The 22,019-nt window shown below is 39.9% G+C and carries 21 protein-coding genes; 7 read left to right on the top strand and 14 right to left on the bottom strand.

The window, feature by feature from the left end; all coding sequences use genetic code 11:
* Positions 1–17: 17 nt before the first annotated feature.
* The 6 genes from panC to mazG all read right to left on the bottom strand — a co-directional run bounded on the left by panC (position 18) and on the right by mazG (position 4,973).
* A complete protein-coding gene (gene panC, locus ACT53H_RS11065) occupies positions 18–866 on the bottom strand; it encodes a pantoate--beta-alanine ligase (protein WP_004794555.1) in 849 nt (282 codons plus the stop codon).
* 3 nt (positions 867–869) lie between these two features.
* Positions 870–1,679 (bottom strand): 3-methyl-2-oxobutanoate hydroxymethyltransferase, encoded by an 810-nt coding sequence (gene panB / locus ACT53H_RS11060; protein ID WP_004794557.1) that lies wholly within the window; start codon positions 1,677–1,679, stop codon positions 870–872.
* 46 nt (positions 1,680–1,725) lie between these two features.
* Positions 1,726–2,208: a 2-amino-4-hydroxy-6-hydroxymethyldihydropteridine diphosphokinase gene (folK, locus tag ACT53H_RS11055; protein WP_004794560.1), complete on the bottom strand. Its 483-nt coding sequence runs from the start codon at positions 2,206–2,208 to the stop codon at positions 1,726–1,728.
* Entirely contained in the window at positions 2,205–3,668 is a 1,464-nt protein-coding gene (pcnB, locus tag ACT53H_RS11050) for a polynucleotide adenylyltransferase PcnB (RefSeq protein WP_476009238.1), read from the bottom strand. The genes folK and pcnB overlap by 4 nt, the downstream gene beginning before the upstream one ends.
* Before the next feature lie 125 nt (positions 3,669–3,793).
* A complete protein-coding gene (locus ACT53H_RS11045) occupies positions 3,794–4,198 on the bottom strand; it encodes a ComEA family DNA-binding protein (protein ID WP_476009237.1) in 405 nt (134 codons plus the stop codon).
* Positions 4,167–4,973, bottom strand: coding sequence for a nucleoside triphosphate pyrophosphohydrolase (gene mazG / locus ACT53H_RS11040; protein ID WP_476009236.1), 807 nt, complete (start codon positions 4,971–4,973; stop codon positions 4,167–4,169). The genes ACT53H_RS11045 and mazG overlap by 32 nt, the downstream gene beginning before the upstream one ends.
* A gap of 112 nt (positions 4,974–5,085) precedes the next feature.
* Between mazG and ACT53H_RS11035 the strand changes: the two genes are divergently transcribed.
* Complete coding sequence (locus ACT53H_RS11035; protein WP_353155672.1) at positions 5,086–5,859, top strand: SDR family oxidoreductase; 774 nt, start codon at positions 5,086–5,088, stop codon at positions 5,857–5,859.
* Between the two features lie 48 nt (positions 5,860–5,907).
* Here ACT53H_RS11035 and ACT53H_RS11030 read toward each other — a convergent pair whose 3' ends face one another.
* From ACT53H_RS11030 to cysM, 4 genes are read right to left on the bottom strand one after another with little or no spacing between them, the layout of a single operon-like run.
* Positions 5,908–8,214 carry a RelA/SpoT family protein gene (locus tag ACT53H_RS11030; protein WP_005302395.1) on the bottom strand — a complete coding sequence of 769 codons (2,307 nt, stop codon included), beginning with the start codon at positions 8,212–8,214 and terminating at the stop codon, positions 5,908–5,910.
* 30 nt (positions 8,215–8,244) lie between these two features.
* Positions 8,245–9,636: a 23S rRNA (uracil(1939)-C(5))-methyltransferase RlmD gene (gene rlmD / locus ACT53H_RS11025; RefSeq protein ID WP_476009235.1), complete on the bottom strand. Its 1,392-nt coding sequence runs from the start codon at positions 9,634–9,636 to the stop codon at positions 8,245–8,247.
* A 9-nt stretch (positions 9,637–9,645) separates the two neighbouring features.
* Entirely contained in the window at positions 9,646–10,464 is an 819-nt protein-coding gene (locus tag ACT53H_RS11020) for a 3'-5' exonuclease (RefSeq protein ID WP_476009234.1), read from the bottom strand.
* 12 nt (positions 10,465–10,476) lie between these two features.
* Positions 10,477–11,400, bottom strand: a complete 924-nt coding sequence (gene cysM / locus ACT53H_RS11015; protein ID WP_004794576.1) for a cysteine synthase CysM — start codon at positions 11,398–11,400, stop codon at positions 10,477–10,479.
* A 172-nt stretch (positions 11,401–11,572) separates the two neighbouring features.
* On the opposite strand from cysM, the gene ACT53H_RS11010 reads away from it, so the two are divergent.
* The 5 genes from ACT53H_RS11010 to rsfS all read left to right on the top strand — a co-directional run bounded on the left by ACT53H_RS11010 (position 11,573) and on the right by rsfS (position 17,436).
* Positions 11,573–14,380, top strand: coding sequence for a GacS-like sensor histidine kinase (locus ACT53H_RS11010; RefSeq protein WP_151963972.1), 2,808 nt, complete (start codon positions 11,573–11,575; stop codon positions 14,378–14,380).
* A gap of 94 nt (positions 14,381–14,474) precedes the next feature.
* Positions 14,475–15,263, top strand: coding sequence for a crotonase/enoyl-CoA hydratase family protein (locus ACT53H_RS11005; RefSeq protein ID WP_151963973.1), 789 nt, complete (start codon positions 14,475–14,477; stop codon positions 15,261–15,263).
* A 12-nt stretch (positions 15,264–15,275) separates the two neighbouring features.
* The gene (locus tag ACT53H_RS11000) at positions 15,276–16,145 is read left to right on the top strand and encodes an NAD(P)-dependent oxidoreductase (protein ID WP_476009252.1); all 870 of its coding nucleotides are present in this window, start codon (positions 15,276–15,278) and stop codon (positions 16,143–16,145) included.
* 13 nt (positions 16,146–16,158) lie between these two features.
* Positions 16,159–16,953, top strand: coding sequence for a hydroxypyruvate isomerase family protein (locus ACT53H_RS10995; RefSeq protein ID WP_004794584.1), 795 nt, complete (start codon positions 16,159–16,161; stop codon positions 16,951–16,953).
* 81 nt (positions 16,954–17,034) lie between these two features.
* Complete coding sequence (gene rsfS / locus ACT53H_RS10990) at positions 17,035–17,436, top strand: ribosome silencing factor (protein WP_004794586.1); 402 nt, start codon at positions 17,035–17,037, stop codon at positions 17,434–17,436.
* An 85-nt stretch (positions 17,437–17,521) separates the two neighbouring features.
* Here rsfS and ACT53H_RS10985 read toward each other — a convergent pair whose 3' ends face one another.
* Positions 17,522–17,899, bottom strand: a complete 378-nt coding sequence (locus tag ACT53H_RS10985) for a hypothetical protein (RefSeq protein ID WP_476009233.1) — start codon at positions 17,897–17,899, stop codon at positions 17,522–17,524.
* A 263-nt stretch (positions 17,900–18,162) separates the two neighbouring features.
* Here ACT53H_RS10985 and ACT53H_RS10980 point away from each other — a divergent pair, with 263 nt between their 5' ends.
* Positions 18,163–18,984 (top strand): SDR family NAD(P)-dependent oxidoreductase, encoded by an 822-nt coding sequence (locus ACT53H_RS10980; protein WP_476009232.1) that lies wholly within the window; start codon positions 18,163–18,165, stop codon positions 18,982–18,984.
* A gap of 63 nt (positions 18,985–19,047) precedes the next feature.
* On the opposite strand, the gene ACT53H_RS10975 is transcribed toward ACT53H_RS10980, so the two are convergent.
* Genes ACT53H_RS10975 through ACT53H_RS10965 form a run of 3 tightly spaced genes read right to left on the bottom strand, consistent with a single transcriptional unit; the run spans position 19,048 to position 21,968 of the window.
* On the bottom strand, positions 19,048–20,502 hold the full coding sequence (locus ACT53H_RS10975) for an NAD(P)(+) transhydrogenase (Re/Si-specific) subunit beta (protein WP_004794591.1): 1,455 nt from the start codon (positions 20,500–20,502) through the stop codon (positions 19,048–19,050).
* Positions 20,503–20,514: 12 nt separating this feature from the next.
* Positions 20,515–20,829, bottom strand: a complete 315-nt coding sequence (locus ACT53H_RS10970) for a proton-translocating transhydrogenase family protein (protein ID WP_394555685.1) — start codon at positions 20,827–20,829, stop codon at positions 20,515–20,517.
* An 11-nt stretch (positions 20,830–20,840) separates the two neighbouring features.
* Entirely contained in the window at positions 20,841–21,968 is a 1,128-nt protein-coding gene (locus tag ACT53H_RS10965; RefSeq protein WP_004794594.1) for a Re/Si-specific NAD(P)(+) transhydrogenase subunit alpha, read from the bottom strand.
* Positions 21,969–22,019: the final 51 nt, after the last annotated feature.

The following is a 22,019-nucleotide window of genomic DNA, read 5'->3' as shown; positions in this document are numbered from 1 at the left end:
CTGTCCTTTGATCTCTTTTATTGGGGTGTAAAGGCAACTTCTAAATTGTCAATCAAACGGGTTGCACCTAGTTTTGCCGCGACAAACAACACAATATCACGATCAAATTGAGCAACAGGTAACAGATTTGTCTGACGAGCTTCGACATAATCAACAACAAAACCATTATCTGTCAACTGAGTTTTGATATCTTCTACAACTTGTTGCAAATCTTTGCCTTGATGTAACTGTTGCTCAGCCTGCTTCAAACTTTGATAAATAACCGGAGCAATCTGACGGTTCTCAGCACTTAAATAACCATTTCTTGAGCTAAGCGCCAAGCCATCTGCTGCACGAACAATTGGCACGCCAATTACTTCTAAAGGAATATTTAAATCTTGTACAAACTGACGAATAACGGCTAACTGTTGGTAATCTTTTTGTCCAAAGAAAGCGTAATTCGGTTGCACAATATTAAAGAGCTTAGTTACAACCAAAGCTACACCATCAAAGTGTCCTGGACGTGAACTACCACATAAAGCATCTGTAATCTGGCTGACACTTATGTTCGTTAAACGTGGTTGTGTACCGTACATTTGCTCAACTGATGGCGCAAAAATAATGTCACAGCCAACATCCGCAAGTAGGCGACTATCCTGCTCTAAAGTACGAGGATAGCTGTCAAAATCTTCGCCTGGACCAAATTGAGTCGGATTTACGAAGATGCTTACAACCACAACATCACATAGCTTTTTCGCTTCACGAACAAGTGTGAGATGCCCTTCATGTAGATTTCCCATGGTTGGGACAAAACCAATAATTTTACGTGCAGCTCTAGCAGGATTTAAAGAAGCTGCAAGACCTTGTATGGTTGTTTCTGTTTTCATGAATTACAGCTCAACGTGAAAAGTATGTTCTTTGGCAGGGAATGACTGATCCTGCACAGCAGCATGAAAAGCTTTGAAAGCGTCTAAAATAGCAGTTTCACCTGATTGCTCTTTCATAAAGTTACGCACAAAACGCGCAACTCGACCAAAAGTTAGGCCCAACATATCTTGTACAACCAATACTTGGCCATCAGTTGCATTACCTGCGCCAATACCAATTACAGGCGTATTTGGAAATAATTCAGCAATTTCTTGACCCAACTGGGCAGGAACACATTCAAGTAATAATACCGCTGCGCCCGCCTCAACCACTGCTGTACAATCAGCAATAAGCTGATCTGCTGCTTCACGTGTTCTAGCTTGTAATTTATAGCCACCGAATACATGTACAGATTGAGGCGTTAAACCTAAATGTACACAAACAGGTACACCATTACGGGTTAAAACCTGCACGATTTCACTTAACCATGCACCACCTTCAATTTTCACCATTTGAGCGCCAGCTTGCATGACTGTTCTTGCATTTTGCAAAGCATCATTCAAGGTTGCATAACTCATAAATGGCAAGTCTGTCATAATCAAGGCATGTTGATTACCGCGACGCACCGCCGCCGTATGATAAGCCATATCTTCAACGGTTACTGGCAAAGTTGAATCTCGCCCTTGAATTGCCATTCCAAGAGAATCACCAATTAAGATTGTATCAATTTCAGCAAGTTCCATTGCTTTTGCCATGCTTGCATCGTAACAAGTTAGACAAGAGAACTTACGTCCTTCGGCTTTAAATTTTCTTAAGTCACTCAAACTAATCATGATGATATCCTCTACAGGAGTTTGCAGAACATAATGAATCGAGAGCTTAAGCCCAAGACTCATCCGCAAGTACAGTCAGCGTTGGCTGCTGTATCAGTTCTAAATTTTTAAGTGGCTGATCATTAATCTGTAAATCAGCATCTAAATCTAATAAAGGAATCACAACGAAATCTCGTTGTAGAATGCCTATGTGCGGCACAGTTAAGCGCTCATTGTGAATTTTTTCATTGCCATAAATAAGCAAATCCAGATCTAAGGTTCGCTCACCCCAACGACGAAGTCGTACACGGCCAGCTTCTTGCTCAAACCGTTGTAAATGATCCAACAAATCTAAAGGTGCAAGATCGGTATTTAATTTTGCAACTGCATTTAAATAATTTGGCTGATCTTGAGGCCCCATAGGTGGACTTTGATAAAGTCTAGAAACTTTAACCATTCCTAACGTCTTAAGCTTAGCAATGGCTTCAGATAAAATTTGACGTGAATCGCCTAAATTACTTCCTAAACCAATATAAGTGGTTATTGTCATTGCGTTGGCCCAAAGACGACTTGGCTTAAATCACGTTGTACCCGCTTACGTTTTAAAATTGGATGATCGCCCATCACGCCTGCTTCAGAAGTAGTCGCTTTTTCAACAAATCGGCCAACTGCCTGATCTTGTCTAGTACGTTCTTTTTTCCCACGGCGAGTGCGTGGTTCCGGAATATCAACCAAAGGTTCAATTTCGGTGTCAACTTTATTATTTTCAAGAGGTTCAGCAGCAGCTTTACGACGGTTTCTAGCTTTCTGACGATTATATTGGCTAATCGCAGCTTCTTTTTCGTCATTTGACATTTCTTGGTAGGCTTCCCACCAACTTCCCATTCCTTGTGTTGTATCATCACCAGACTTTTCACGAAGTAATAAGAAGTCAAAACCTGCACGGAAACGAGCATGTCCAGCCAATGCTTCTATTTGCTGTGGTTTTGGATTAAGCAAACGAGTTTGCATTTCCCAAACTTCACGAATAAAAGTTTCAGCAAAGCGAGGAATAACTGTACGTGTTGCTTGGCGTTTTAAGACATCTAAACCAGCCTGCGCACGGGCTTCAGCCGGCACAATACCTTTAGATAAATAAAACTCACAACGCTCTAAAAATGGTTGCCACAATAACACTGCATAGAAAAATGCTGGGTTAATTGTTTTTCCAACTTGAATACGTTGATCTGTATTCTTTGCTGCTCTTAAAATAAATGGAGTGAGGTTAGGCTGAATATCTGCAAAGAGTTGCTTCCAGACACCAAACTCAATCAACATTGGCAAAACACGCGCCAAATGCCCCATTGTGAACAGCTTCTGAGATTCATCGTATAGACGATGCGGAGAGACATCACGCAGTAATTGCGTCATTTCAGCATCAAAGATATCGAGAATATTTGAATCAATTTTGAAATTTAACTTAGCTGCAAAACGTAGAGTTCGCAGCATACGCACTGGGTCTTCTTCAAAGCGCTGTGTCGGATCGCCCAATAACCGTAGAGTTTTATTTTTCACATCGTCAATTGCTTTGCAGAAATCGAGTACAATACTCTTACGCGGTTGGTAATATAGCGTATTGATTGAAAAATCACGTCGAGCAAAGTCTTGTTCGATAGTACCCCAATTATTGTCACGTAAAATCATGCCTGAGGCACTAGTGACTGCTTTTTTAGGAGGGGCACGGAATGTAGCAACTTCAATAAGCTCACGCCCTGAATAGACATGTGCCAATTCAAATCGACGTCCAATGATTCGGCAACGTCTGCCAAAAACTTCTTTAATTTGAGAAGGTGTCGCATTGGTTACTGCATCGAAATCTTTAGGATTAAACCCTAGCATTAAATCACGGACACCACCCCCAACAATATAAGCTTCATAGCCAGCTTTAGTCAGGCTATCGATCACATCTAAAATCGAAGAAGGAAGTTGGGCTGTGGACAAACCACATTTTGACGCTCGCAAGGTTTGCAAAAGACGCTGTCTCCTACGTCAGGACGTAAATAACAAGTTGTCGCTAATCATAGCTCTAACGCACACAAAGGGCAATTTGATTCTCTGTAGTTTGCGCATGAAATGACAATTGACAAACAGATGATTTATAAAGTCAAACGTGCTTTATTCTTTTCAAAAATGGCTGGACCAATGCCCTTTACGTTTTTAAATTCATCAATATTTTTAAAGCCACCATTCTTTTGACGGTATTCTACAATCGCTTGAGCCTTTTTCTCACCAATACCTTTTAGCTTTTGAAGCTCATCAATATTGGCTTGATTCAAGTGAACTTGTCCCGAAGAGTCAGTCATAACTGAGCTTTTTGGAACACTAGAATGAGAGGCGTGTTGTATGCTTAACTTCTGATCATACATCTGCTGTTTAGCCTTCCACTCCTTAAAATTTTGATCAAAAGATTGAGCATGAACAAAGGTTGAATAAATCAGGCTCCAAAATAAAACAATAAAAATATAAGACTTACTCTTCCAAAGATTCATGCTGAGATGCATGTGTTTTTTCCCCTAAACGTAACTGCCGCTTTGCCTGATTCCACAATTCATCCATTTCAGACAAGGTCATGTCTTCTAATGTTCTTTGCTGTTTTTGGGCTTGATCTTCAATAAAAGCAAAACGGCTTCTAAATTTATGTATTGTTGATAAAAGTGATGTTTCACTTGAAATCGCAAGTTTACGTCCTACATTGACTAATGAAAACAGGCAATCTCCAAATTCATCTTGAATTTCATCAATATTTTGATTTTTTAGTGCTTGCTTAAACTCGTCTAGCTCTTCTTCTAGTTTTCCATAAGCATCTTCTACGGTTTCAAAGTCAAAACCAACTTTTGCGACATTTTCTTGAATTTCTTGTGCCTGCAATAGAGCTGGTCCATGCTTAATTTCATCCAACCTTGATTGCGGATTGCCTTGTTTTTCTTGCTGTTTAATTTGTTTCCAAAGCTCACTTACTTGCTCTGGCGTTAAATTATTAAATTGATCTGCCTGAAAAACATGTGGATGACGGCGTATTAACTTTTCACTTATTGCCTCAACAACATCTTGAAAGTTAAAAGCACCTTGCTCACTAAACATTTGTGATTGAAACACAACTTGTAATAACAAATCGCCTAGCTCATTTCTGATTTCATCGATATTACCCTGACGAACAGCAGCCTCAACTTCATATGCTTCTTCAATCGCATATTTAGTCAGTGACATTGGAGTTTGTTGTTGATCCCACGGACATTTTTCTCGTAACTCTTGCATGATTTTAAGCAATTTATCCATGGTAACCCTCAAGTTTAAAAAGTCGGTCAGTAAAACTAAGATTTTAATTTGTTATGATCAAAATCAAAGCGATTAAATCAGTCGCACTATTGTACTGACAAAGAGAAAAAAGATGAGATACAGTATTCTGATTAGTGGTGCCGCTCAAGGTATTGGGGCTGAAATTGCACGCGTATTCTACAAACAAGGATATAAAGTAGGCATTTATGATATTAATGAATCGCTTGCTCAAGAATTGGCAAACGACTTAGGGCCAAATGCCCGTGCCGGCTATCTAGATGTAAGTGATTACGACCAATGGCAACGTATATTAAAAGAATTTACTGAATGGTCTGGCGAACTCAACATCTTAGTAAATAATGCCGGTATTTTATATTCTGGCGCATTTGAAACAACTGATATTAAAGCCCACCAAAGAACAATAAATATTAATGTAAACGGTGTCATCAATGGCTGTCACGCTGCCCTACCTTATTTAAAGCAAGCGTCTTTTGCACGTGTTATCAATCTATCATCAGCTTCTGCAATTTATGGACAAGCTGACCTTATTTCTTACTCAGCCAGTAAATTTGCTGTTCGCGGAATTACTGAAGGTTTAGATGTGGAATGGAAAAAATATGGTATTCGCGTTTTAGATGTGATGCCGCTGTTTGTGCAAACTGCAATGGTTAACAATATGGATGCAGGCACTATTCAAAATATGGGGATAGATTTAACTCCAAATGATATTGCTCAGCAGGTGCTTACGCTTGTAGAGAAAAAGGCTCATTTCTGGACGCCTACTCACACTCCAGTTGGTATAAAAACCAAACTGCTTTATCAACTCTCAACTTTAAGCCCTCAGTTTTTAAATCGGCTCACTAATATTTATTTATCGAGAAAATAATCCAATATAAAAAAGGCTGTCATTTGACAGCCTTTTTACTCAATTTATTTAAACACCTTGAATCATGCGTCGTGCGCTAATAATTCCAGGTTGCTGCTCTAAACGAGCCAATAAGCGAGAAAGTTGCGCTAAACCCTTAACCTCAATGAGCAACTTCATATTGGCAATACCATCTGCCTCAGAAATTGTATTGACCTGACGAATATTGATTTGGTCAGAGAAAATCACTTGAGTTAAGTCTTTAAGCAGACCACGACGATCATAAGCTTCCACCACAATTTGAACGCTTTGACCACGTGTTGGCTGCATTTCCCAATCGGCTTCAACAGCACGCTCTGGTTCTTGCTTAATCATACGCTGGTAGTCTGAACAAATGACTTTGTGGATGCTAACACCACGATTCAAAGTAATATATCCAGCGATTGACTCACCATGTACGGGCTGACAGCACTGCGCAATATGCAGCTCTACATTGTCTAAACCATCAATTAAAATTCCATGAGCCGACAATGTATGGCTAGCACGTGGATTTAATGCTGGTTTAAGCACTAGTTCAGGTTCATCCTGATCTAGATGCATTTGACGGTTCACCTGATTAATCAAGGCATGTAAGCTAATATCACCGCTTACTAGACTCACCAAAATATCATCACCCGTTTTCACGTTAAAATGTGATGAGTAATCATTTAGATCAATACTTTTTGGATGAATCGCTAGACGAGCTAACTCTTTATTAAGAAGTTCACGGCCAACTTCAAGATTTTTACTCCGATCTTGCTGTCTAAACCAATGACGCAGCTTGTCACGAGCACGAGAGGTTTTAATATAACCTAAAGAATTGACCAACCAATCTCGGTTTGGATCACGATCTTTTTTAGTTAAAATCTCAACCTGCTCACCAGTTTTTAAAGTATAGGTCAGTGGCACATAACGCTGGTTAACTCTCGCTGCATAACACTTGTTCCCTACTTCCGTATGGACATGGTAAGCAAAATCTAAAACTGTTGAGCCACGTGGCAATTCCTTAATATCACCATCACGACTAAAAACGTAAATCTTCTCAAAGCCTTCAAAGTCTTGTAACTGTTCAAAGCCTTCAGTTTCATCTTCGTTCTGATGTACCGTCGTTTCATTGCGCTCTTGATAGTGTTCTAAAACAGCACGCAATGAATGCAAACGATGATTAAAGGAATGGTCAGTATTCTTTGAACCTTCTTTATAGTTAAAGTGCGAACATACGCCTAATTCTGCTTCGTCATGCATCTCATGAGTACGAATTTGTACTTCAAGCGATTTATTCTCGGCAATTACAGCAGTATGCAAAGAGCGATAACCATTTGCTTTCGGGTTGGTAATATAGTCATCAAACTGATGCGGAATGTGACGCCAGATTTGATGAACAATGCCCAAAGAGTGGTAACACTCAGGTACGCTATTGACCAACACACGCAAGGCACGAATATCATAAAGCTGATCAAAACTCAGGTTTTTGCTTTTCATTTTTCGATAAATCGAATAAATGTGCTTCGCTCGACCTGTGATTTCTGACTCGATTCCGTAAGATGCTAACTCATTTTTTAAACGATCAATCACGAACTGAATATAGTGTTCGCGCTCTAATCGTTTTTCATTGAGTAATGACGCAATTTCTTTATAACGATCTGGAGCTAAATAGCGAAAAGCGAGATCTTCAAGCTCCCATTTAAGCTGGGCAATACCGAGTCGATGCGCCAATGGCGAATAAATAGTAAGAATTTCACGTGCTACGCGTTCTTGACGTTCACGAGATGAATTTGCTAGTTCTCGTAAAGAATAGGTACGTTCAGCAAGTTTAATTAAAACAACACGAACATCTTCGGTAACCGAAATCAGCATTTTATAAATGCCACTTAAATGTTCTCGTTGATTATTATTAAAATGATCTTCTAACCGTTTATTTTTCTCAATGAGTTCCGAGAGCTTACCCATTGCCAAAGTGCCTTTGACAAGGTTATAAACCTGCTCCCCAAATTTCTGTTTTACTTCTTCTATATCAGTAATGTCTTCACGCACACTACGATAGAGCATTGCTGCCGATAGAGTATCTTCATCTACATGGAGATGGGCCAGAATATCTGCCATTCCAACGCCTGTAGCGAAAGTATTTGAACGATGATTAACCGTTGAGTCCAACTCTTTTTGCAGGGTTAAATGAGCAACCTGCTCAAGCTGTTCAAGCTTCGCCCCATCTAATATTTCACGCACCCGATCCAACCATGAGGCTAAACCGATTTGCGTTTCGGCGGCATGCTCTACAGTCGTTTCCTCGGACAACTCAGTTAGTTGTTCAGGTAACTGTTCACGTACTGTGACCATACCATTCTCCTCAATATGTAACTCATGTTTTTAATCGTTTATCTCTTGAATTTTTTCAAATAGTGCAATGGATTCAACATGTTCTGTGTGCGTAAACATGTCCATCACAGCTGCTTTTTTTAACTGGTAACCATATTGGACCAAAACACCCGCATCCCTTGCCAGTGTAGCTGGATTACATGATACATAAACGATTCTTTTTGCTCCAAAATTTGATACATACTGCATAATTTCATATGCACCAGCACGAGGAGGATCAATCAATAATGCATCAAATCCTTGATTTGCCCAAGAATGATGCGAAAAATCTTTTGTTAAATCTTGTGAAAAGAAGGTTGCTTGCACCAAACTATTGCATTTTGCATTAGCTGTTGCCCGTTGCACCATTTCTTCACTCCCTTCCACACCGACAACCTGACCACTCTCACCAACACATCGTGCTAACGGGAGTGAGAAATTACCTAAACCGCAAAATAGATCAAGTACCTTTTCACCTAGTTGCAATTGAAGCAATTCACATGCCAATTGAACCATTTGTTCATTTACTGTGGCATTGACCTGAGTAAAATCCAATGGCGAAAAAGCAAAATTTACATCAAACCGCTCTAAGGCATAGTGTAAACGTAAAGCACCTTTTTCATCATCAATACGATGAATACTTTCAGGTCCCTTAGGCTGTAAATACAACTGCCACCCTTTGTCTAACGCAAATTGCTTTAATTGGTTGACATCAGAATTGTTTAATTTTTCTACATGACGAACCAATAAAGAAATCTCATGATCACCTTTTGCTAATTCTACATGACCTATGTGCGCTTTGCCTTTTAGACTTTGGAGTAAAATACGCAGCTCAGGCAAGCTATCTGATAGTTTTTTATCCAAAACGCTACAAGTGTGGATAGAAGTTAGTCGATTACTATGATGTTCACGAAACCCCATAATTAAACGATCTGGCTTTGGCAGATAGCGCACCCCTATTCGAGCACGTCGACGATAATCTGTTTGTAAAGATCGGATTGGCTCAAGCCACTGTTCAGGCTGAATTCCTGCAAAATGTTGTAAATGCGATTGGAGCACACTTTGCTTTAAACGGATTTGTTCATCAGGATGGATATGCTGCATGCTACAGCCACCGCAAATACCATAATGAGGACAAATTGCATCTATGCGATGAGTTGAAGGTTCTCCTAACAACTGCACCATCTCAGCTTCTTCAAGACGCTTTGCTTGATGGGTAATCTGAGCCTTTACAGTTTCTCCAGGCAATGCATAGCGAATAAAAACTTTCTTGCCATGCTTATCTGCTGGATGATCAGGATGAGAACCATAATGCGCAATTCCCCGCCCCTCATGAGAAAGTGTTTCAACGTGAAAAATATATTCAGGTTGTTGAGGCTTGCGAGATTTGGCTTGTTGTTTCAAAGGATGAACCTAAAAATCTGAAGGATTAAAATAGTGAGAAGTAAATTCAGTATGTTTCGAAGTACGTTCCCATACTTCAAGAAAATCAGACTGTTGCGGCATGGTCTGTAAATATTCAATACTCGAACTAATCCAGTGGTTATGTTCATCTACGCTCAACTGGCCTTTTAGTACGAGCCAACGCAAATAAATAAACCATGTATTGAGTACATCCCCTTCACAATAGCTAGTCAATTTTAACCACTGTTGATTACGAACATATTCAGGCACATGATAACCCGATTCACCGCGTTTACCCGGCAAACCTAAAATGCAGGCAATATCATCAAGCTTTTGAAAATTACGCCCATTAAACATTGCCATCACGTCCATTAAATCAATGTGGCGATGGTGATAACGGTTTTGGTAATTATTAAAACGCTTCTGGCTATCAATCTCACCTTGATCAAATAGACCAGGTGCAGAGAGCCCATGATACATAGCGCGAAACAGAATGACAGGTAAATCAAATTGTGAGCCGTTCCAACTCACTAAAGTCGGATGACGCTTATCAAAAATTGACAAGAACTTTTGCAAAATTTCTGCTTCAGAATATTGTTCTCGACTAAAAGAAAATAATCTAAAGCCAGACTCATCAATCCATAGACCAGAAATACAAACGATTTCATGTAAAGGTAAACGCTGAAAATCCATACCAGATTCTTGGCGACGGATTTTTGTGAGCGCTTGCTCTACATCGGACTCAGGTAAATCAAGATGATATAAATGCGCTCCCGCTTTTAAATCAGTTAAAGTTTCAATATCAAAAACTAAGGTAGGGAAACGCATGATTTCTCTCAATTATGAGTTATCGTCCTGTACTGAAAACAGTCCTGTAGATAAGTAGCGGTCACCACGATCACAGATAATGCAAACAATAACAGCATCTGGATTTTCTTCTGCAATTTTCACTGAAGCCCATACCGCCCCACCAGAAGATGTACCTGCACTAATTCCTTCCTGACGTGCTAAACGGCGAGCCGTTTTTTCCGCTTCAATTTGCGGAATATCCATAATTTGATCAACACGTTTCGGATCGAAAATCGTAGGTAAATATTCTTGTGGCCAACGGCGAATACCAGCAATATTTGAACCTTCAGAAGGCTGTAAACCAATAATTTGAATATCTGGATTTTGTTCTTTTAAATATTTAGAAACACCCATGATGGTACCAGTTGTACCCATTGAACTCACAAAATGAGTAATCTTTCCACCTGTTTGCTTCCAAATTTCAGGGCCAGTTGTTAAGTAATGAGCTTCGACATTATCTGGATTGCCAAATTGATTGAGGACCAAACCTAGACCTTCAGCTTGCATTTGCAAAGCCATATCTCGTGCAGCTTCCATATTCGGCGCTTCAATCAATTCTGCACCATAAGCACGCATAGCATCCTTACGTTCCTGACTTGAATTCCCCGGCATGATTAATTTCATTTTATAACCACGCATTGCTGCAACCATTGCCAAAGCAATACCTGTATTCCCACTGGTTGCTTCAATCAAGGTGTCACCTGGTTTAATTTGACCGCGTTTTTCTGCTTGCATAATCATGTTATATGCAGGACGGTCTTTTACAGAACCTGCCGGATTATTACCTTCTAATTTTGCTAAAACCGTCGCTTGCGTATGAGAAGCTAAACGCTGCAAACGAACTAGAGGTGTATTACCTACATAGTGATCTAACAAAAATTCGTCGGCTAAAAAGTCAGGTTGTGTATTACTCATGATCAACACCTATATCGAGGTGCGCCTATTGTATGAAAAAATGCTCGGTACTGCACCCATTTCAATATGCTTTTTCATGAAAGCGATTAAAGCTCGGTCATTTATAAAATGCCGTCTGTTTTAAAATAAAGCGTGATAAGATGCCGTACAGAGAGATAAATCTGATGTAGCCATGTCTAATTTCAATAAAACCTTATCGAAACGCTTACGTCTGAATCATGCATATGGGCAATTGATTGCTCTAATTTTTGTGCCGATTATGATTTTAACAGGGGTCGGTGCTTTTCTGGTTTTAACTGAAACGTCACATTCGGTAAAACAACAACAGCTACATCACGCCTCAGCGATTCTAGCTCGCTACAATCAGATTGCGAAAGATCTATATACACTGGTTGAACTACAACCTGATGAATACGATCATGCCCAGCACATTATGCAAAGCATGTTTAGCGAAAAAAATCTTAAACGCGCGGTATTAATTGATAACAATGGACAGACTTATTTAAGTATTGGTTATCGTGATAATCGTTATTGGCCTAGCTTTCCTAGTAATAATATTTTTTTTGGTCCCATCTCTTATAACCATAATAATATTTATGGAATGCAGATTAGTAATAAAGCTGGAAAAGCCCCAGTTTGGTTAATGATTGAAATGGATAACCAACCTTTAGAGTTGGCACGTTATCGCATTATGATTGCTCTCGTCATTACTGGATTAATGACCTTATTATTACTTTTACTGTGCTTGAATTTTTACTCTCGTCGCTGGATTGCGCCGATGTATGAAATTCGCATGCAGTTGCAACGTCTAAATGCTGATACTCTAGACCAGCACCTCGTTATTAACAGTACTGGGGAGCTACGCTTACTACAACGTGATATTGCAAATGTTGTTAAGCGATTGCACTTTAGCTTTTTAGAGTTAAAAGAGCACACCGAACAAACAGAAGAAGACTTACGCAGAACACTAGATACCTTAGAAGTCCAAAACATTACCTATCGTCAAGCACGTGACCAAGCGATTTCATCAAACCAAGCAAAGTCAGTTTTCCTTGCCAATATTAGTCACGAGCTTCGAACACCTCTAAACAGTATTGATGGCTTTATTCATTTATTGCTTCGTCAACAAAATTTAAATAATGAGCAAAATCTTTATTTGCAAACCATTCGCAAGTCGTCGGCCCATTTATTGGCATTAATTAACGATGTATTAGATTTCTCAAAAATTGATGCGGGTAAATTAGAACTTGAAACAGCACCTTTTGATTTAGAAGAAGCCATTTTTGATGTCATGGATATGCTGTCGCCTTTGGCCGCTCAAAAACATATCGCCATGGCTTTTTACTATGCAGACAACATTCCACAAGAAGTGATTGGTGATGCTTTACGCTTCAAGCAAATCTTGACCAACTTAATTTCTAATGCAATCAAATTCACTCCAGATGGTGAAATTATTGTTCGCGTTCGTATGGAACATGATGATATTGGGCAATGTCTGCTTCATTTCAGTGTTCAAGATAGTGGTATTGGTTTAAGTGGCACAGACCGTAAAAAACTATTTGAATCATTCTCGCAAGGTGATGCATCGGTTACACGTCAATTTGGCGGTACAGGTTTGGGTTTAGCTATTTCTAAACAACTTGTTCATCTCATGCATGGTCAAATTGGTTTTGAAGATAACCAAGAACGCGCTCCAACAGAAAAAGGCTCGACCTTCTGGTTTACCGCACAATTTGTGGTAGATGAAGATTACGAAATCGAACACCCACACTTTGAGCATTTACAAGTGGTGTCTTATCTTGCGCACCCTGCTACAGCAAGCGTTTTACGTTACTACCTTGAAAACTACCATGTTCCACACATCGAAACACAATCGATTCTGGACTTGTTTAGCCGCTTAAAACATCTTGATCAGAAAGATAATACATGGCTCATTGTTGACCATAGCGGCGATACTGAAGCGTTATTAAAAGAAATACGCAGTCGTTATCAAGGCAATTTAGCCGTCTATGGCTATCAAATGACACTTGAGCCAAACATGCTCAGTGAATACCGTGCTCGCCCTCTCTATCAACCATTAAGTCGAAGCGGACTCATTCAATTATTAAATGATCAACCTATTTTTGAAGAGGAACAACAAGACTTTAATGGTCAGGGTTTACACATTCTGGCAGTAGATGACCATTTGCCCAACTTAATTGTTTTAGAAGCCTTACTTGGTGAGCTAAACGTTAAAACAACTAAAGCACTTAGTGGTCAAGAAGCACTTAACCTGATCCAAGAGCGAATTGATCAGAAACTTAAACCATTTGATTTAGTGTTTATGGATATTCAAATGCCTGTCATGTCAGGTATTGATACAACTCGTGCTATTCGCTCTTTAGAATCGACTTTAGACGGAGAAATGCAGCTTCCAATTATTGCACTAACCGCGCATGCGCTTGCTGATGAAAAGCAAAAACTCCTGAAAGTAGGCATGAATGACTATGTCACCAAGCCAATCCAAATGGAGCAAATCATCCAGATCTTAACGCAATGGACTAAAAACAACTTTACAGCAAAAGCCTTAGATAAAGACCATCATGTCGTTGCAGAAGCTTTAGATCCACAAATTTTAAATTGGCAACAAAGTTTGCAGCTAGCAGCAAATAAAGAAGACTTAGCGCAAGATTTACTTAAAATGTTAGTTGATAGTTTTCCAACTGAGCTAGATGAAATGCAGCAGCTCATTGAGCTTGAAGACTTCCCTCAACTTGAGCATGTTTTACATCGCCTTTATGGTGCTACTCGCTATGTAGGTGCACCAAAACTACAACAAGTCACTGGTGACTTTGAGCAATTTATTTCAACGTTGCGTAAAGAACGTCGTATAGCAGATGAAGGCTTCATTGAAGAAGTAATGCAGCGCTTTGATGAACTAGGTCTTGTCGTTAAAGAGGTAGAAAGTGCAGCCCATCAAATTCTGGTGATTCCTGACTAACATCTCTATCAAAAAGGCATGACTGAGCTGTCATGTTTCCAAATTACAGCCATGTTATGCTCCGTTCATCTATAAAAAAAGAAGCGGGAATCTCATGGCACTCTTACGTATTGAAAAAAATAATGGCATTGCAACGGTATATTTAAACCGTCCAGACAAACGCAATGCAATGAGTTTTGCCTTATTAAAAGAGTTAGTTTCAACTGCAAAAGCAATTAAAAAAGATAGAGATATTCGCTGTGTTATTTTGACAGGCGAAGGGAATGTGTTTAGTGCTGGAATTGATTTATCTGACCTAAACAATCCGAAAAACTCTGCTTTTGCCATTTGGGAACTTGTAAAACCCGGACAAAGCCTTTTTCAAAAAGCATTTCTGACTTGGCAAAATTTACCTGTACCCGTTATTGCTGCATTAGAAGGATATTGTTTCGGCGCAGGTATGCAACTTGCCTTGGCTTCCGACATTCGAATTTCTCATCCAGAAACAAAAATGTCGATTATGGAAAGCCGTTGGGGTTTAGTTCCTGACATGGGACTTACTCGCTCGTTAAAAGGCTTAATTAGCGTTGACCTTGCAAAAGAACTCACCTTAACTGCCCGTGTTTTTGATGGGAATTATGCAAAAGAAATCGGTCTTGTGACTCACTTAAGTGACTCGCCTTTAGAGAGAGCACATGAGATTGCAGTTGAAATGTTACAACGCTCACCTGATGCCCTCACTGCCGCAAAACGCGTACTAGATGCAATGGAGCATCAACCAGAAAAATCATTACGTCTAGAAAAAATCTGGCAACTTAAATTATTACTTGGTAAAAATAGCAAACTTGCTCGTAAAAAAGACAAACATCCGGAAGTTAATTTTTTACCACGCCAATATAAATAAAGAGCTTAGATGATGAATTTTGATCGTAATACCCCTATTGCTTTTTTAGGTATCGGGCTTATGGGAAGTCGGATGGCAACCCGCCTTATTCAAGCCGGCTTTCAAGTTGCGGTTTGGAATCGAACCTTCTCTGCATGTGAAGAACTGATTGATATCGGTGCCCAACCTTTAGAACTTTCAAATATTGGTGACTATCCTATTATTTTAATCTGTCTAGCAGATGATAAAGCCGTAGAGGCAGTATTTGAAAAAATTCAACCTCACTTAAAAGCTGAACAAGTTATTGTAGATTTCTCAAGCTTATCTGTTGCTGTAACAAAAATGCTTGCTCAAGCAGCTGCCACACATGACGTTATTTGGATTGATTCACCTGTATCAGGTGGAACGGCTGGAGCAGAACAAGGCACACTTGTCATTTTTGCAGGCGGTAATGCTCAAACGATTACAGAACTAACACCTGTTTATAATGTTCTATCTCAACGTGTAACTCGAATGGGCGATACAGGAACTGGCCAAGCTACCAAAATTTGTAATCAACTGATTGTTGCAGCCAACAGCGCCCTTATTGCAGAAGCTGTCGCGCTTGCAGACCGAGCTGGTGTAGATACAACTTTACTCGCTCCTGCCTTAGCAGGCGGATTTGCGGACTCTAAACCCTTTCAAATTCTAGCTCCACGTATGGCAACTCATACCTTTGAGCCAATTCAGTGGAAAGTTCAAACATTATCTAAGGATCTTAATAATGCAGTAACATTGGCTAACAATGTTAATTTAGATATCCCAGTTGCACAAAAAGCTCTATTACAGCTACAAACTCACCAAAAAAATGGCTTTGCTGAGAAAGATTTAGCTACTATGATTCAATTAGTAGAGCAAAAATAAACGGAGTTTGAGTATGGGTCGTCTTGCAGTCAATTTATCCATGATTTTTACCGAAGTTCCTTTAATTGAACGCTTCGCTCTGGCCCATGCACAGGGCTTTGAATATGTAGAAATTCAATTCCCTTATGAATTAACTATTGCAGATATTCAAACTCAACTCGAACGCTACAACCTTAGCCTTTGTCTAATCAATGTGCCTGCTGGTGACCTTATGCAAGGCGGAAATGGTTTAGCAGGCATTCCTGGTCAAGAAATAGCTTTCCATGAAGCATTAGAGTTAGCCATTAGCTATGCCACAGCTTTAAAGGTTCCTCGTGTTAATATTTTAGCTGGTAAACAACCGCTCGATGCTGACTTACTGCCTTGTTTAAAAACCTTAGCAGCTAATTTAAAACTTGCGTGTAACTTACTCAGTGAACACGATATAGAACCCGTTTTTGAAATGATTAACGGTACAGATATGCCCCGCTTTTTAGTACAAAATATTGCGCAGGCACAAGAAATGCTAGAAGCGGTCAACGACCCTACTCTAAAAATGCAATATGATTGCTATCACATGGCAATGATGGGCGAAGACGTACTTGAGGGTTTACAAGAGAATATTAACTCAATTGGTCATATTCAATTTGCAGACTGTCCAGGCCGACATGAGCCAGATACAGCTGAAATTCCTTATGAACAAATTTTTTCTTGGTTAAAACAAAGTTCTTATCAAAACTATATTGCAGCCGAATATAAGCCTGAAAATACTTCAAATCAGTCATTTACATGGAAGAAAAAGTATTTTTCGGATGATGTAAATATATAAACTGTTACGAGTTTTGTTTGAAATTTAGCGCGAAAACCACTATATTAGATAGTGAGTAATTGTCAGGAAAATATACCCTATATGAATTTAGAACCATCGCCCAGCGTGTCTAATTCTCACGATTTCGCAATGAATACCTCAAATAAAGACGTACAAACTTGTCTCAAAGTCGTCCACGACGCTTTAGTTGATGTAAAAGCAAAAGATATTCTCCAGTTAGATGTTAGCTCAATTAGCAATGTCGCTGATGCTATTGTAATTGCGAGCGGTACTTCTACTCGTCATGTGAAAGCACTTGCAGACAATGTTGCAGAAGAAGCTCGAAAAGCCGGTTTCCGCCCGATTGGCGTTGAAGGTGAACGAGATGCAGAATGGATCTTAATTGATCTCGGCTTTGTTGTAGTACATGTGATGCTACCAACAGCTCGTAAATTCTATGATTTAGAAAGCTTATGGCGTACCGCTCCAGAGTCGGTTGCTTAAAATTTTGCTTTTAAAAAAAGCGGCTCTTTTGAGCCGCTTTTTTTAGTTGTTAAAGGTGATATTTTTCATTACCACCTACAGTTTATTATGTACTAGCTTTTCTTTTTTCTCGAATAACTTTAAGCATTTCCTCAGCCATATTTATTTTCATTTTCTTTACAATATCACTTTGTAGCTCAGAAATTAGTTTGAGTTGCTCCGTACTTATATTTTTATAATCATCACCTGCCATTTTTTTTATATCAGTTACCCCCATCCATTCCTTTTCCTCTTGTCTACATTTATAGAAAGCATCTTCAACAATATCATTTTCATCTTTGTTCATTTTTATTGGAGGCCCAACTTGCCCCATCAAACAATTTGCATATTTTTCACTCGCCTCCTCAAGAGGCTCTGCCAAAGTTACCGATGAAAAGGAAAAACTGATAAATGAGATTATGAAAAAGATTACTCTTTTAACCACTTAAACTCCTTAAATAATTACTATATATCAATCAAATATTATCATTCTTAGCATCCAGTTAAAGTAAAAAATTGCCAATATAGCCTCTCCATCACATTAACTAAAAATAAATACCTCCATTTTTGATTATAGAGATTAAGTGAAAGTCCAAAGCTGCCAGTCATCACCCATTTTTAAATTTGACATGACAAATTGTCAGATTTGCAGCACTATACATTTTCTGAAAGTCCTCACCAATAAATAGCATAACCGGAGTACAGAAAGTGAAGATATTAATTACAGGTGCCAATACGGGCATTGGCTTTGCTACAGCAGAACAACTCGTTAAACAAGGACAACACGTCATTCTAGCGTGCCGAAATCCACAAAAAGCCCAAGATGCACAGAACAAACTACACTCACTCAATCAAGGCCAAGTCGATTTAGTTTCCCTCGATTTAAACAGTCTTGAGTTAACCCGAAAAGCAGCAAATGAAATTGCTGATCGCTATGGCAACCTTGACGTACTCATTAATAATGCAGGCTTATTTGCCAAAACTAAAAAACTCACCAATGAAGGCTTTGAGCAACAATTTGGGGTTAACTACTTAGGTCATTTTTTACTTACTCAAAAATTACTTCCAGTTTTAAAACAATCTCCGAAAGCACGTATTATCCATCTTGCATCTATTGCTCACTGGGTGGGCTCAATTAAACCCAACAAGTTTCGTGCAGAAGGTTTTTACAATCCCCTGTTCTATTATGGGCAATCAAAGCTTGCAAATTTATTATTCAGCAATGCATTAGCAGAACAACTAGCTGGAAGTTCAATTACCAATAATGCATTACACCCCGGCGGTGTTGCTTCCGATATTTATCGTGATTTACCAAAACCGGTTTATGCCGCGATGAAATTAGGATTAGTGCCAACTTCAGTTCCAGCAAAACTCATTACAGAAATGGCAACTGGAAATGCTTGGCAAAACCGTAATGGCGAATATGTCAGCGCACATATGCCAGACTGGAAATCATCACATGCCAAAAACCAGCAACTGGCACGCGACCTCTATCAACAATCTCTAAACCTCGTAGAAAAATTTCTTTAAACAAATAAGCCAAATAAAAAAAGCCACCCGAGGGTGGCTTTTACAATCCTGATTGAGGTCAGATTAGTGACCACCACCATTGATTGCTTTTGTCATATCTTCAACAACTTTCTTAGCATCACCAAAGATCATCATTGTTTTTTCGTTATAGAACAAATCGTTGTCTAGACCAGCATAACCTGTTGCCATAGAACGCTTAATCACCATAATTGTACGCGCTTTATGAGCTTCAAGAATCGGCATGCCATAAATCGGCGAGCTTGGATCATCTTTCGCAGCAGGGTTTACAACATCATTTGCACCAATTACAAGTACTACGTCTGTTGCAGGGAAGTCTGAGTTAATCTCATCCATTTCTAAGATGTCTTCGTACGCCACGTCTGCTTCTGCAAGCAATACGTTCATGTGACCAGGCATACGACCAGCAACAGGATGGATTGCGAAACGAACGCGAACACCTTGCTCTTTTAGAATTTCACACAATTCTTTTACAGCATTTTGTGCACGACCTTGCGCCATACCATAACCTGGCACAATCACAACGCTGTCAGCATTTGACATCAAGAAGCCAGCATCATCAGCAGAACCAGAACGATGGTTACGTTGAACTTGCTCACCTTTGGCAGCAGTAGCAACCGCTGCACCACCCATTGCACCACCAAACAATACATTGATGATCGAACGGTTCATTGCTTTACACATGATGTACGACAGAATCGCACCAGATGAACCTACGAGAGAACCCGCAACGATCAACATGTTGTTTTCAAGTGTAAAACCAATACCTGCCGCAGCCCAACCAGAGAATGAGTTAAGAAGCGATACTACTACAGGCATATCACCACCACCGACTGGTGCAATCCACACCCAGCCAAATGCAAGCGCAAGAGCTGTCATTGCCCAGAAAGCAGTCATGTTGCCAGTCGTGAAGAAGTAAAAACCACAAGCCAACATCGCAATAAAGATAAGGGCTTGAACAGGTTTAACCCATGCACCAGAAATTGTTTTCGCCCATTTTTTCGCAGCCAATTTACCGTAAGCAAACACAGATGCTGTAAAGGTAATCGCACCAACGAAACAACCAACAAACAATTCAAATAAGTGAACTTTGCTCATGTGCACATGTTGCACACCCGCTGCCGTTAAAGCTGCCTCATTTTGAGCAAACAATTCAGTAAGTTGGTTGTTATGTAAAATTGCAGCAATTGCAATTAAAACAGCAGCCAAACCAACCAAAGAGTGCATAAGCGCAACAGTTTCCGGCATTTGCGTCATTGGTACAGTACGAGCACGTGCAATACCTACGATTGCACCGAGCACCATTGCACCAACAATCATCCAGATCACTGGGTTATTCGCAACAAAGAAAGTCGTTACAACTGCAATCGCCATCGCGATCATACCGTAACGGTTACCTTGAATTGCTGTTTTAGGGCCAGACAAACCACGAAGCGTCAAGATAAAGAGGATTGCGCCAACAAGGTACAACCAGTTTGCATTTGCTTGAATAAATTCCATGTCAAAGCCCTCTTATTTCTTTTGCTTAGGCTTGAACATTTCCAGCATGCGTGCAGTTACTGCAAAGCCACCGAAAATATTAATGCTTGCCAAAAATACTGCAATCGCACCAAGTACGCTCACCACATTTACACCTTGAAATGCAACGTTAGCATCTACACCCAAAACAGGTAGACCCACAGTTTGCAACATCGCACCCACTACAATAATAGATGACAACGCATTGGTTACAGCCATAAGCGGCGTATGTAAAGCTGGTGTAACACCCCAAACTACGTAATAACCTACGAAGATGGCAAGGACGAAAATTGTAATAGTTTCAACCATGAGAAATCTCCTTAACCACGCTTAAGCAGTACTTGACCGCCATGAGTGACCAATAGGGCTTTTTGGATTTCGTCTTCTTGATTAATCGCAAAGTTTTTCTCTTTGTCGAATAAAGTCTCTACGAAATTAAAAACGTTACGTGCATATAGCGCTGAAGCTTCTGTTGCTACAGTTGCCGGAATATTTGGAATACCCAAAATTTTCACGCCATTTTCTGTAAAAACAGTCTCGCCCACTTTAGAGCCTTCAACGTTACCGCCAGTTTCAACAGCCATATCTAAAATGACAGAACCCGGTTTCATCTTGGCAACAGTTTCAGCCTTAATCAGACGTGGTGCATCACGACCCGGCAACAACGCAGTAGTAATCACGATGTCAGCATTAGAAACAGCCTTATCAACAATCGCTGCTTGGTCTTTGATGTACTGCTCACCCGGCATCCATCCATAACCATTTTTAGCGGCATCTGCTGCACGTTGTTGCTCTTCTTCAGACATTGGTACGTCTAACCACTTACCACCCAAAGATTCAACCTGATCTTTTGCTGTAGGACGTAAATCGGTCGCTTCAACAATTGCACCTAAACGTTTTGCAGTTGCAATTGCCTGAAGACCTGCAACGCCCACACCCATAATCACAACACGAGCAGGTTTTACAGTACCAGCAGCAGTCATAAGCATTGGGAACATGCGCTGATATTCAGCAGCAGCAAGCAAAACTGATTTATAACCAGAAAGGTTTGCCTGAGAAGACAAAACGTCCATATTCTGCGCACGAGAAAGCGTACGAGGAAGCAATTCTAGAGCAAAAGCAGAAACTTGCTGATTCGCAAACTGATCTAGCTCGGTATTACGATAAGGATCAAACATTGCTACAACAGCAGTATTTGCTGCAAGTTTTTGAATTTCCCCGCCTTGTGGCGCGCGAACTTTCAAAATAATTTGACTACCCGTATAGGCATCATCCGTAATGGTTGCACCGACCTGTTCATAAGCACTGTCAATGTACGCGGCCTTTACACCAGCACCACGTTCAATCACAACGCTATGACCAGCGCTAATCAACTTCTTTACTGTCTCTGGCGTAGCAGCTACACGATTTTCACCGACGACAGTTTCGGTTGGGATTCCGATCTGCATGAGCGTTCCTCAAGCTAATTTCTCATTGTCAAAAACATTGCAAGCTGCAAT

The organism is Acinetobacter sp. DMC2, assembly GCF_056314305.1.
This window is presented reverse-complemented; position numbering and strand designations above follow the sequence as displayed.

Coding starts and splice junctions, on each gene's coding strand:
- ACT53H_RS10970 (WP_394555685.1), bottom strand. CDS start 20,829: ATGGTTGAAACTATTACAATTTTCGTCCTTGCCATCTTCGTAGGTTAT.
- rsfS (WP_004794586.1), top strand. CDS start 17,035: ATGAATTTAGAACCATCGCCCAGCGTGTCTAATTCTCACGATTTCGCA.
- ACT53H_RS10995 (WP_004794584.1), top strand. CDS start 16,159: ATGGGTCGTCTTGCAGTCAATTTATCCATGATTTTTACCGAAGTTCCT.
- ACT53H_RS11000 (WP_476009252.1), top strand. CDS start 15,276: ATGAATTTTGATCGTAATACCCCTATTGCTTTTTTAGGTATCGGGCTT.
- cysM (WP_004794576.1), bottom strand. CDS start 11,400: ATGAGTAATACACAACCTGACTTTTTAGCCGACGAATTTTTGTTAGAT.
- mazG (WP_476009236.1), bottom strand. CDS start 4,973: ATGGATAAATTGCTTAAAATCATGCAAGAGTTACGAGAAAAATGTCCG.
- ACT53H_RS11010 (WP_151963972.1), top strand. CDS start 11,573: ATGTCTAATTTCAATAAAACCTTATCGAAACGCTTACGTCTGAATCAT.
- ACT53H_RS11030 (WP_005302395.1), bottom strand. CDS start 8,214: ATGGTCACAGTACGTGAACAGTTACCTGAACAACTAACTGAGTTGTCC.
- ACT53H_RS11020 (WP_476009234.1), bottom strand. CDS start 10,464: ATGCGTTTCCCTACCTTAGTTTTTGATATTGAAACTTTAACTGATTTA.
- panB (WP_004794557.1), bottom strand. CDS start 1,679: ATGATTAGTTTGAGTGACTTAAGAAAATTTAAAGCCGAAGGACGTAAG.
- folK (WP_004794560.1), bottom strand. CDS start 2,208: ATGACAATAACCACTTATATTGGTTTAGGAAGTAATTTAGGCGATTCA.
- panC (WP_004794555.1), bottom strand. CDS start 866: ATGAAAACAGAAACAACCATACAAGGTCTTGCAGCTTCTTTAAATCCT.
- ACT53H_RS11045 (WP_476009237.1), bottom strand. CDS start 4,198: ATGCATCTCAGCATGAATCTTTGGAAGAGTAAGTCTTATATTTTTATT.
- ACT53H_RS11035 (WP_353155672.1), top strand. CDS start 5,086: ATGAGATACAGTATTCTGATTAGTGGTGCCGCTCAAGGTATTGGGGCT.
- ACT53H_RS10965 (WP_004794594.1), bottom strand. CDS start 21,968: ATGCAGATCGGAATCCCAACCGAAACTGTCGTCGGTGAAAATCGTGTA.
- ACT53H_RS11005 (WP_151963973.1), top strand. CDS start 14,475: ATGGCACTCTTACGTATTGAAAAAAATAATGGCATTGCAACGGTATAT.
- ACT53H_RS10975 (WP_004794591.1), bottom strand. CDS start 20,502: ATGGAATTTATTCAAGCAAATGCAAACTGGTTGTACCTTGTTGGCGCA.